This window comes from Rhodopseudomonas sp. B29 (assembly GCF_000333455.1).
GTDB lineage: Bacteria > Pseudomonadota > Alphaproteobacteria > Rhizobiales > Xanthobacteraceae > Rhodopseudomonas.
Genome location: NZ_BADD01000591.1, coordinates 1 through 11300, shown reverse-complemented (window position 1 = coordinate 11300; position 11300 = coordinate 1). Strand labels below are relative to the sequence as shown.

11 protein-coding genes and 1 pseudogene are annotated in these 11300 nt (G+C 65.0%); 10 read left to right on the top strand and 2 right to left on the bottom strand.

Features of this window, described 5'->3' with window-relative positions:
• From I5M_RS21115 to I5M_RS21075, 9 genes and pseudogenes are all read left to right on the top strand, one after another.
• Positions 1–161: pseudogene (locus I5M_RS21115) on the top strand (methylmalonyl-CoA epimerase); the annotation flags it as partial.
• 5 nt (positions 162–166) lie between these two features.
• Positions 167–451 carry a DUF1467 family protein gene (locus I5M_RS21110; protein ID WP_022723218.1) on the top strand — a complete coding sequence of 95 codons (285 nt, stop codon included), beginning with the start codon at positions 167–169 and terminating at the stop codon, positions 449–451.
• A 583-nt stretch (positions 452–1034) separates the two neighbouring features.
• Positions 1035–1412 (top strand): DUF2946 family protein, encoded by a 378-nt coding sequence (locus tag I5M_RS21105; RefSeq protein ID WP_022723217.1) that lies wholly within the window; start codon positions 1035–1037, stop codon positions 1410–1412.
• A 118-nt stretch (positions 1413–1530) separates the two neighbouring features.
• The gene (locus I5M_RS21100) at positions 1531–2073 is read left to right on the top strand and encodes a copper chaperone PCu(A)C (RefSeq protein ID WP_022723216.1); all 543 of its coding nucleotides are present in this window, start codon (positions 1531–1533) and stop codon (positions 2071–2073) included.
• 14 nt (positions 2074–2087) lie between these two features.
• The gene (locus I5M_RS21095) at positions 2088–2594 is read left to right on the top strand and encodes a YcnI family protein (RefSeq protein WP_022723215.1); all 507 of its coding nucleotides are present in this window, start codon (positions 2088–2090) and stop codon (positions 2592–2594) included.
• Entirely contained in the window at positions 2591–4213 is a 1623-nt protein-coding gene (locus I5M_RS21090) for a copper resistance protein CopC (protein WP_031337257.1), read from the top strand. Before I5M_RS21095 ends, I5M_RS21090 begins: the two co-directional genes overlap by 4 nt.
• A 105-nt stretch (positions 4214–4318) precedes the next feature.
• Entirely contained in the window at positions 4319–5638 is a 1320-nt protein-coding gene (gene proS / locus I5M_RS21085; RefSeq protein WP_022723213.1) for a proline--tRNA ligase, read from the top strand.
• A gap of 108 nt (positions 5639–5746) precedes the next feature.
• Positions 5747–7027, top strand: coding sequence for a lipoprotein-releasing ABC transporter permease subunit (locus tag I5M_RS21080; RefSeq protein WP_022723212.1), 1281 nt, complete (start codon positions 5747–5749; stop codon positions 7025–7027).
• 9 nt (positions 7028–7036) lie between these two features.
• Positions 7037–7735 carry an ABC transporter ATP-binding protein gene (locus I5M_RS21075; protein ID WP_022723211.1) on the top strand — a complete coding sequence of 233 codons (699 nt, stop codon included), beginning with the start codon at positions 7037–7039 and terminating at the stop codon, positions 7733–7735.
• A 135-nt stretch (positions 7736–7870) separates the two neighbouring features.
• Here the strand turns inward: I5M_RS21075 and I5M_RS21070 are convergent, their stop codons facing one another.
• Entirely contained in the window at positions 7871–8122 is a 252-nt protein-coding gene (locus I5M_RS21070; RefSeq protein ID WP_022723210.1) for a DUF3551 domain-containing protein, read from the bottom strand.
• A 71-nt stretch (positions 8123–8193) separates the two neighbouring features.
• A complete protein-coding gene (locus I5M_RS21065; RefSeq protein ID WP_022723209.1) occupies positions 8194–8433 on the bottom strand; it encodes a DUF3551 domain-containing protein in 240 nt (79 codons plus the stop codon).
• A gap of 466 nt (positions 8434–8899) precedes the next feature.
• On the opposite strand from I5M_RS21065, the gene dnaE reads away from it, so the two are divergent.
• On the top strand, positions 8900–11300 hold a 2401-nt coding region (gene dnaE / locus I5M_RS21055; protein ID WP_022723207.1), incomplete at its 3' end, for a DNA polymerase III subunit alpha.

The window sequence follows — 11300 nt, the reverse complement described above, 5'->3', positions numbered from 1 at the left end:
ACGAAGTGCCGGATATCCTCGTGGCGCGTGATACGCTGATCAAGGAAGGCGCGCGCGTACTCGGCGACGGCAATCCGAAGATCGGCGCGCACGGCAAGCCGGTGTTGTTCCTGCACCCCAAGGACTTCTCGGGCGCGCTCGTCGAAATCGAGCAGTCGTAACGCCGATGTTCGCGCAGATCTCGGCTCTGCTGGCGATCTACTTCGTGATGTGGTGGATCGTTCTGTTCGCCACTCTGCCGTTCGGCGTGCGTAACGCCGAGGAGGCCGGTAAGGAAGACGAGGCCGTGCCGGGGACCGACCCTGGTGCGCCGGTCGCCACATTTATGGCCCGCAAGGCGCTGTGGACCACGATCATCTCGGGCGTGATCTTCACCGTCGCGCTGATCGCCTATCGCAACGGTCTTCTCGGCATCGACCGGTTGGCGAAGCTGATGGGCGTGCCGCTGTAGTTCGCTTCCTTTAAGTGATTAGCCGACGGCGGCATTCTCACGTGTTGAGTCGTCATCCTGAGGTGCGCGCATAGCGCGGCCCAGCGGGCACCTCAGGATGACGGCGGCTATGGCTTCACGCTTAGAAAGCTACAACTAAGCGAGTCGGAGGAGGCAGATTCGCCGGTGCTGATTAGCAGCTGTTCTGCGACCGACTAGTTCGACCAAAAAAGAAAGCAGGGCACGGTGCCCTGCTGAAAAAACGTGTCGACCCTGATTTTCCCGGATGTTTTGAGATCTATCGTTGTTGGACCGGGCGACGCGGCGTTGGTTGCGCGTCAGGGTTCCTCCCGAGACTTGGACCACCCGACGTTCGCTGTAGGGCGATGTCTGACTGAGAGGCTAGCCGAACTCTGACGCCTTGTCATCAATTTCGGCAACGAATGTTCAAAATTCGGGCAGGGGGTGAAACGATGTTGGTGCGTTGCCAAATATTGCTGGCTGGGAAGTCGCTGTGCCACCGTTAGTTGCGAGTTGATCCGAGGCGTAGATCGACAGTCTGCCGGCTGCATGATAATTCGGCGTCCCAGGAGGGCCGGCCGGAATGCGCCGACAATTGGGGCTATCCATCGCGGTTCTGGCGATCGGTCTGCTGGTGCAGTTTCTGGCGCCGATCGGCGCTGTCCGCTTCGTCGCCGCTGCAATTGCCGACCCCACCATCCAGGTTCCGACCTGTGCCGCGATGGCGGCCGAGCGCGACGGTCTGCCGGCGCACGATCCTGATTCCCATGACCGATCCTGTTGTACATTGTGCGGTGTCGTACTCGGCGGCGTGCCGATGCCGCTCGGGCCGTCGGGTGAGTATGCTCTGCTCCAGCGGACGCCGCAGCGTCTGACGTGGTGGCTGGCCGCGCCGACGAGCCCGATCAGCTACCCCTCGACCACTGCGCAGGCGCGAGCGCCGCCGGTTGCGCTGTCCTGAATGCCGGAGCCGAAGAGCTCCAACCTGAGACCCTCATTGTCCAACGCCGGACCGTAACCGCGCCGGAGCGATCCAGCAGCGCCGGTCAGTGCCATCATAACCTCAAGGACTTCAAACCATGTACGGACTCTATCGTTCGCTCGCCTCCGCTGCGTTCGTCACCCTGCTGTCGGTCACTGCCGCTTCCGCCGCCGACGTCAAAGCCGGCGATCTCGTCATCAGCCAGGCCTGGAGCCGGGCGACCCCCGGCGGCGCCAAGGTCGCCGGCGGCTTTCTCACCATCACCAACAACGGCAAGGCAGACGATCGCCTGGTCGCGATCACCGCCGACGTCGCCGGCAGAACCGAGGTCCACGAAATGTCGATGGACAACGGCGTCATGAAGATGCGCCCGGTCGAGGGCGGACTCGCCGTGCCGGCCGGCAAGACCGTGACGCTGGCGCCCGGCGGCTATCATTTGATGCTCGAAGAGCTGAAGTCGCCGCTGAAGCAGGGCGAGCACGTGCCGGTTACGTTGCAGTTCGAAAAGGCCGGCAAGGTCCAGGTCACGCTCGACGTCCAGGGCGTCGGCGCCAAGGGACCGAGCGACAGCGGTGGCGCGATGGACCACGGCAACATGATGAAGATGGACCACGATCATTCCGGGATGATGAAGAAGTGAGCGCGCGTCGTCTCATGATCGCGGCGGCCGTTTTGGCCGCCGCGGCGTCGGTCACGCCGGCCGCCGCGCATGTCACCATCCAGCCCAAAGAGGCGGTCGCGGGGAATTACTTTCAGGCCGCTTTCAACGTCCCGCACGGTTGCGACGGCTCATCGACCGTAGCGATCCGGGTCAAGATTCCGGCCGGCGTCATCTCGGTGAAACCGCAGATGAAGCCCGGTTGGACCGTCGACATCAAGATGCGCAAGCTCGAAGGCGATCTGCCGAAGCTGCACGGCAAGACGATCACCGAGACCGTCGACGAGGTGGCGTGGCGCGGCGGTCCGTTGCCGGACAATCTCTACGACAGCTTCGGCCTGATCATGAAACTGCCGGACAACGCGCAGACCTTGTACTTCCCCGTGGTGCAGGAATGCGAGAAGGGCGTCAGCCGCTGGATCGAAATCCCCGCCGCGGGACAGAAGTCCGAGACGCTGCACGAGCCCGCGCCGGCGCTGCGGCTCACGCCGAAGGCGCCGTGACCCGGCGCAGCGCACGACACGACGATGGCGGGCGCTGGCGATTCATCATCGCTGCGCTCGCCGTTGTTTTGCTGTGGCCCTCGCTGGCCTTCGCGCATGCTAGTCTGGTGACCAGCGAGCCGGCTGCTGACGCGGTGCTGGCGACGTCGCCGAAAACGATGTCGCTGACGTTCAACGAAGCGGTTGAGCCGCTGGCGCTGCATCTCATCGACGGCAGTGGACGCAGCAGCGACGTCGCGAATCTTGTCAGCGAAGGCGCGACGCTGCGCTTTGCGCCGCCTGCGTCGCTTCCGAACGGTGCGCATGTGCTGAGCTGGCGCGTGATCTCGGCCGACGGCCATCCGGTCGGCGGCTCGCTGACGTTCTGGATTGGCGCGCCGGGCGAACGGCTGCCGGCGATCGAAGTCCAGGACAATCCAGCGCGACGCAGTGCGATTTGGGCCACCGGCATCCTCGTCAATCTGGCCGCGCTGAGCGCTGTAGGCGCGGCGTTCTTCCTTGCCTGGGTGGCGATCGGCCCGGCCGGCGCCGCAACGCGGGCGGGCGTCGCCGGCACCGCGATCGTGGGGCTCGGCGCGCTGGCGCTGTCGATCGGCCTTCAGGGCCTCGACGTGCTCGATCTGCCGTTTCCCAGCCTCGGCGACAGGCAGGTGTGGAGCGCCGGCACGTCGGGGTCGTTCGGCCTCTCTGTCGGCATCGCCGCCGCGGCGTTGGGCCTGAGCCTGTCGGCTGTCGTCGGGCGCACAGGCGTGTCGCGGCTGACGGCGCTGATGGCCGTGCTCGGCCTCGGCGCGAGTTTCGCCGTCAGCGGCCACACCGCGACCGCTGAGCCGCGGGCGCTGGCAGCGGGCGCGATGCTCGTACATGGCGCCAGCCTAGCGCTGTGGGTCGGCGCGCTGGTGCCGCTGGCCGTTTCAGTCGCAGCGGGACCGGCGAGGGCGGTCGCGCTGCGCCGGTTTTCGCGAGCCATTCCTTTTGCAATCGCGGCGCTGCTGATCAGCGGCGTGGTGCTGTCCGCGGTCGAATTGCGGCGCGTGGATGCGCTATGGACCAGCTTCTACGGCCGCATCCTCCTGGCCAAGCTCACATTGGTGGTCGTGCTGCTGCTGCTCGCGCTGTGGAATCGGACGCGTCTCACGCCGCTCTTGCTCGCCGGTGCCGACGGTGCGGTCGGAACGATGCGTCGGAGTATCGTGTCCGAACTCATCCTGGTCGCGGCGATCCTCGGCATCGTCGGGCTATGGCGGTTCAACCCGCCGCCGGCCCAACAGGCGGGCGCCCCGGTTCAGCAAGGCGACGACAACTTCTTCACCCATCTGCATACCGAGCGGGTCATGGCCAACGTCACCATCAAGCCAGGCCGTGCCGGCCCGGTGGACATCGACATCGGCCTGCAGACGCCCGACGAGGCGCCGCTGGCGGCGCAGGCGCTGACGGTGAGCCTGGCCAATCCGGATGCCGGGATCGAGGCGGCCAGCGCGCAGGCGCAGCGTCAGGGCGACGGTTCGTGGCGGGTCCGGATGGTGGCGCCTGTGCCGGGGCGTTGGATGCTCACATTGGGTGTTCTGATTTCCGATTTCGACAAAGTGACCGTGACCGCGCCAGTAGTGATCCGTTAGTCGGGCGGGCGCCTTTTCGGCGGCCTTTTGAGGTTGTGTTTTGCCGCCCGATCCGGTTTGACTGCGGCGAACCTTTCCGGCCCCCTGATTCTCCGAGCAAGTCCCATGCGTTTGTCGCGATTCTTCCTGCCGATTCTGAAGGAAACGCCGAAGGAAGCCGAGATCGTCTCGCACCGCCTGATGCTGCGCGCCGGCATGCTGCGGCAGGAGGCGGCGGGCATCTACGCCTGGCTGCCGCTCGGCTTCAAAGTGCTGAAGAACATCGAGCGCATCGTCCGCGAGGAGCAGAACCGCGCCGGCGCGATCGAGCTGTTGATGCCGACGCTGCAGCTCGCCGACCTGTGGCGTGAGAGCGGCCGCTACGACGCCTATGGTCCCGAGATGCTGCGCATCGCCGACCGCCACAAGCGCGAGCTCCTGTACGGGCCGACCAACGAGGAAATGATCACCGAGATCTTCCGGGCCTACGTGAAGTCCTACAAGAGCCTGCCGCTGAATCTCTATCATATTCAATGGAAATTCCGCGACGAGCAGCGTCCGCGTTTTGGCGTGATGCGGGGCCGCGAGTTCCTGATGAAGGATGCGTATTCCTTCGATGTGGATGAGGCCGGCGCGCGCCGCGCTTACAACAAGATGTTCGTCGCTTACTTGCGGACCTTCGCGCGGATGGGCCTGAAGGCGATTCCGATGCGCGCCGAAACCGGTCCGATCGGCGGTGACCTCAGCCACGAATTCATCGTGCTGGCCGAGACCGGCGAGTCCGGCGTGTACTGCGATAAGGACGTGCTCAATCTGCCGGTGCCTGACGAAAACGTCGATTACGACGGCGATCTCACTCCCATCATCAAGCAGTGGACCTCGGTCTACGCGGCGACCGAGGATGTGCACGAGGCCGAGCGCTACGAGCGCGAGGTGCCGGAGGCCAACCGGCTGCAGACCCGCGGCATCGAGGTCGGCCAGATCTTCTATTTCGGCACGAAGTATTCGGACTCGATGAAGGCCAACGTGACCGGCCCGGACGGCACCGATACGCCGATTCATGGCGGCTCCTACGGCGTCGGCGTGTCGCGTCTTGTCGGCGCCATCATCGAGGCCTGTCATGACGAGAACGGCATCAAGTGGCCGGAGGAGGTGGCGCCGTTCCGCGTCGCCATTCTCAATCTCAAGCAGGGCGACAGCGGCACCGATGGCGCCTGCGAGAAGCTGTATCGCGAACTGATCGCCAAGGGTGTCGATGTGCTCTACGACGATACCGACCAGCGCGCCGGCGCCAAGTTCGCGACCGCCGATCTGATCGGCATTCCTTGGCAGGTGCTGGTCGGCCCGAAGGGGCTCGCCGACGGCCAGATCGAACTGAAGCGTCGCAGCGACGGCTCGCGCGAAAACGTCCCGCTTGCCGAAGCTGTGGCGAGGCTTGCTCCGTAAGGTACATACGGCGGGCGCAGCGGGGTCGCCGACTGAAGACGCCGCGAAACATCTCAGGGTGCGCATTGGGTGCACCTGATTTAGCCCGAATCGTGTGAAATTCGGATCATGGATCACGCCATGGACGAGCCAGTCAGAACTACCCCTTTCGCGCCCTTCGAGTGGATGCTGTCCGGCCGCTATCTGCGGGCGCGGCGGCGCGAGGGATTCATCTCGGTGATTGCCGGGTTCTCGTTCCTCGGCATCATGCTGGGCGTCGCGACGCTGATCATCGTCATGGCGGTGATGAACGGCTTCCGCAAAGAGCTGCTCGACAAGATTCTCGGACTCAACGGCCATCTGCTTGTGCAGCCGTTGGAAAGTCCGCTGACCGACTGGAAGGATGTGGCCGACCGCATCAGCGGCGTGCAGGGCATCAAGCTTGCGGCGCCGGTGGTCGACGGCATGGCGCTGGCGTCGTCGCCGTTCAATGCGGCGGGCGTGTTCGTGCGCGGCATCCGTGCCGACGATCTCAACCGGTTGTCTTCGATCGCCAATCACATCAAGCAGGGCACGCTGGAAGGCTTCGATGACGGCCAGGGCGTCGCCATCGGCCGGCGGCTCGCCGATCAGCTCTCGATCCATGCCGGCGACACCATCACGCTGGTGGCGCCGCGCGGCGCCGTGACGCCGATGGGCACGACGCCGCGGATCAAGCCCTACAAGGTCAACGCCGTGTTCGAGATCGGCATGTCCGAATACGACTCGACCTTCGTGTTCATGCCGCTGAAAGAGGCGCAGGCTTACTTCAACCGCGCCAACGACGTGACCGCGATCGAGGTCTACACCGACAATCCCGACCACATCGACGCGTTTCGCAAGAGCGTGACGGAAGCCGCTGGACGGCCGGTGTTTTTGGTCGATTGGCGACAGCGTAATTCGACCTTCTTCAACGCTCTGCAGGTCGAGCGCAACGTGATGTTCCTGATCCTGACGTTGATCGTGCTGGTGGCGGCGCTCAACATCATCTCCGGCCTGATCATGCTGGTGAAGGACAAGGGCCAGGACATCGCCATCCTGCGGACCATGGGCGCGACGCAGGGTTCGATCATGCGGGTGTTCCTGATCACCGGCGCGGCGATCGGCGTGGTCGGCACGCTGACCGGCTTCTTCGTCGGCATGCTGGTGTGCGTCAACATTGAGTCGATCCGGCAATTCCTGTCCTGGGTCACCAACACCGAGTTGTTCTCGCCGGAACTGTACTTCCTGTCGAAGCTGCCGGCCGAGGTCGATTTCGCCGAGACCAGCGCGGTGGTGATCATGGCGCTGACATTGTCGTTCCTGGCCACGCTGTATCCGTCGTGGCGTGCCGCGCGCCTCGATCCCGTCGATGCGCTGCGGTACGAATAGGGGACGGCGATGGAGCAGGACGCCGAAGACATCCCGGTCGTATATCTACACGACATCAAGCGACAGTACGCACAGGGCGAAGCGACGCTGACCATCCTCAGCGGCGCCAAGCTGGCGCTGTGGGCAGGGCAGTCGGTGGCGCTGGTGGCGCCGTCGGGGTCGGGCAAATCGACCTTGCTGCACATCGCCGGACTGCTCGAACACCCCGACGAGGGCGAGGTCTATGTCGGCGGCGTCGCGACCTCCGGCCTGACCGACGCCGAGCGCACCCAGATCCGCCGTACCGACATCGGCTTCGTGTACCAGTCGCACCGGCTGCTGCCGGAATTCACCGCGCTGGAAAACGTCATGATGCCGCAGATGATCCGCGGCCTGAAGAAGAAAGAGACCGTCAACCGCGCCAAGGAGATCCTGGCCTATCTCGGCCTCGGCGACCGGCTGACGCATCGGCCGTCCGAAATGTCTGGCGGCGAGCAGCAGCGCGTCGCCATTGCCCGCGCGGTCGCCAATGCGCCGCGCGTGCTGTTCGCCGACGAGCCGACAGGCAATCTCGATCCGCACACTGCCGACCGCGTGTTCGGCGCGCTGATGCAGCTGGTCAAGGCGACCCAGGTGGCGATGCTGATCGCCACCCACAACATGGAGCTCGCCGGCCGCATGGACCGCCGCGTCTCGCTGCAGGACGGCGTCGTGGTGGAGCTGGAGTAGGGGGGCACAAACCGCCGTCATCACCCGCGAATGCGGGTGATCCAGTATCGCAGAGCGGTCGCTACTTCACCGCAGCGCCCTGGAATACTAGGTCGCCCGGACGAGCCGGGCGATGACGTGCGGGAGTGGGGCAACTCAGCCCCGATGCCGTCGCTGCTTCGCCCGCGGCTTCCTCACCGGCTCCGGCTTGTACCAGGGATTATCCAGACATTGCGCCGCGCGGCCCGAAGCCGACATCTGGCATTGCGCCAGCGTCGAGTAGGCGCATTCGTCGTACCAGTCGTGATAGCTCTGATAGATCCGGAGGCAGACCGGATAGTCCCGTGCCTGCGCGGCTGAAGCTGCGCCGAAAACCGCAAGGCCCAGCACGGCGGCGACGATACGCATGTGGCTTCCTCCTTCAGCTCGACACAGGCCGCCAGACTCGCAGAAATCGGTTGAGGCCGAGCTGAGCTGCCTCAATGACGGTGACGGCGAGCCTTCGGCCCGGTTGGCGCCTGAGACCATGGATTTGTGACGCATTGGCCGGCGATGCCTGACGCTGACGGGCGGCACTGCTCGATCGAGACGTAGCGGCATTCGTCGTATCGGATCGGGCCGTAGACGCGCAGGCAGACCGGGTAGTTGTCGTAGGGCTGGGCAGCTGCGGCCGATGGCGCAGCCACCGCGGCCAGCAGGATAAAGAACAGTGAACGCATGGGAATCTCCGGACGCGGCGCCAGCGAACGCTGCCGCTCGCCGCAATCGGTGCGCCGACTATCCGATCCCGTCAACGTGTGGAAAGCCGGGACAAACGGGCGGCGGTTACGTTTCGTTTACGCTTTCGCGAGGCCGCTCCACCGCGCCTTGACTCCAAGAACGAAATGAGAACATTGTTCTGCATATGTTCACGGTGGTCAGGGAGGCGGACGATGCTGAAAATTTTCATCCAGGAAGCTGCGGCGCTGACGTCGATTGCGCTGTTCATCGGCATGGTTGCGGTCTGGGCGCAAGTCATTCCGCAGCTTTGATCCCAGCGGTTCTGACCCTGCTGCCGGCACAGCGGGGATAAGCGCGGGTGGCGTGTTGCGCACCGCGGGGAGCGCGCCCATCTTTGGGCTCACGAGTCGGCCGCGCGAAGGCGCCCGGCTTTCCCCTCAGCGAGCCAAATTCGAGCCCCAGCCGATGAGCAATGCCGGATTCGTCCATCTGCACGTCCATTCGGCCTATTCGCTATTGAAAGGCTCGATGAAGGTCGCGCGGCTGGCCGAACTCGCCAAGGCCGACCACCAGCCGGCGCTGGCGCTGACCGACACCGACAACATGTTCGGCGCGCTGGAATTCTCCGACAAGCTGTCGGGCTACGGCGTGCAGCCGATCACCGGCATCGAACTGGCGATCGACTTTGCCGACCAGGACGCCGGCTCCCGCAACCCGGCGCTGATCGCGCCGTCGCGCGTCGTGCTGCTGGCAACGCGTGAGCGCGGCTATCGCAGTCTGATGCGGCTGAACTCGCGGGCGTTCCTGGAGACGCCGGTCAACCAGCCGCCGCACATCAAGTTCGACTGGCTCGACGGCGAGACCGAGGACGTCATTGCGCTCACCGGCGGACCGGAGGGGCCGATTTCGCTGGCGATGCTGGCCGACCCGGCGCTGGCCGCGCAGCGATGTGAGCGCTTGGCGAAGCTGTTCGGCGACCGGCTTTACATCGAACTTCAACGCCATGGCACCGACGCGGAGCGCCGCGCCGAACCTGGCCTCATTGATCTCGCCTACGACAAAGGCCTGCCGCTGGTCGCGACCAACGAGCCGCATTTCGCCACCGCCGATGACTACGAGGCCCATGACGCGCTGCTGTGCATCGCCTCGGGCAAGCTGATCGCCGAGGCCGACCGTGTTCAGCTCACGCCCGATCACCGCTTCAAGAGCCGCGCCGAGATGGCGGTGCTGTTCGCCGATCTGCCCGAAGCGCTGGCCTCGACAGTCGAGATCGCGCAGCGCTGCGCCTACCGGCCGCTGACCCGCAAACCGATCCTGCCGCTGTTCACCGTCGGCGCCAGCGTCAGCGACGCCGCCGAAGCGGCCGCGGCCGAAGCCGCCGAGCTGAAGCGTCAGGCCGAGGAGGGGCTCGCCAATCGGCTGCGCGTCCATGGTCTGACGCATGGCATGACCGAGGAGGACTACAACAAGCGGCTGGCGTTCGAACTCGACGTCATCACCCGCATGAAATACGCGGGCTACTTCCTGATCGTGTCGGACTTCATCAAGTGGGCCAAGGCGCACGGCATTCCGGTCGGCCCGGGCCGCGGTTCGGGCGCCGGCTCGCTGGTCGCGTATTCGCTGACCATCACCGACCTCGACCCGATCAAGTTCGGCCTGCTGTTCGAGCGCTTTCTCAATCCCGAACGCGTGTCGATGCCGGACTTCGACATCGACTTCTGCCAGGATCGCCGCGGCGAAGTCATCGAATATGTGCAGCAGCGCTACGGCCGCGACCAGGTCGCGCAGATCATCACCTTCGGGACGCTGCAGGCGCGCGGCGTGTTGCGCGACGTCGGCCGCGTCCTGCAGATGCCGTACGGCCAGGTCGACAAGCTGACCAAGCTGGTGCCGCAGAATCCGGCGGCGCCGATCTCGCTGAAGCAGGCGATCGAGGGCGAGCCGAAGCTGCAGGCGGCGCGGGACGAAGACCCGATCGTGGCGCGCGCCTTCGACATCGCGCAGAAGCTCGAGGGCCTGACCCGGCACGCCTCGACCCACGCCGCCGGCATCGTGATCGGCGACCGGCCGCTCAGCGAGCTGGTGCCGATGTATCGCGATCCGAAGTCGGACATGCCGGTCACCCAGTTCAACATGAAGTGGGTCGAGCCGGCCGGTCTCGTCAAGTTCGACTTCCTCGGCCTCAAGACGCTGACCGTGCTCGATGTCGCGGTGAAGCTGCTCAAGCAGCGCGATATCCACGTCGATCTGCCGACGCTGCCGATCGACGACGCGACAAGTTACCAGATGCTGGCGCGCGGCGATGTCGTCGGCGTGTTCCAGGTTGAAAGTCAGGGCATGCGGCGCGCGCTGGTCGATATGCGGCCGGACCGTTTCGAGGACATCATCGCGCTGGTGGCGCTGTATCGCCCGGGCCCGATGGCCAACATCCCGACTTACTGCGCCCGCAAGCACGGCGACGAGGAGCCGGAATATCTGCATCCTATGCTGGAGCCGATCCTCAAGGAGACGTTCGGCGTCATCATCTACCAAGAGCAGGTGATGCAGATCGCCCAGGTGATGGCCGGCTACTCGCTCGGCGACGCCGACCTGCTGCGCCGCGCCATGGGTAAGAAGATCCGCGCCGAGATGGACAAGCAGCGCGCCATCTTCGTCGAGGGCGCGGTGAAGAACGGCGTCGCCAAGGATCAGGCCGACACCATCTTCGATTTGCTGGCGAAGTTCGCCGACTACGGCTTCAACAAGAGCCACGCGGCCGCCTATGCGCTGGTGTCGTATCACACCGCCTACATGAAGGCGCACTATCCGGTCGAGTTCATCGCCGCGTCGATGACGCTCGATATGGCCAACACCGACAAGCTCTCGG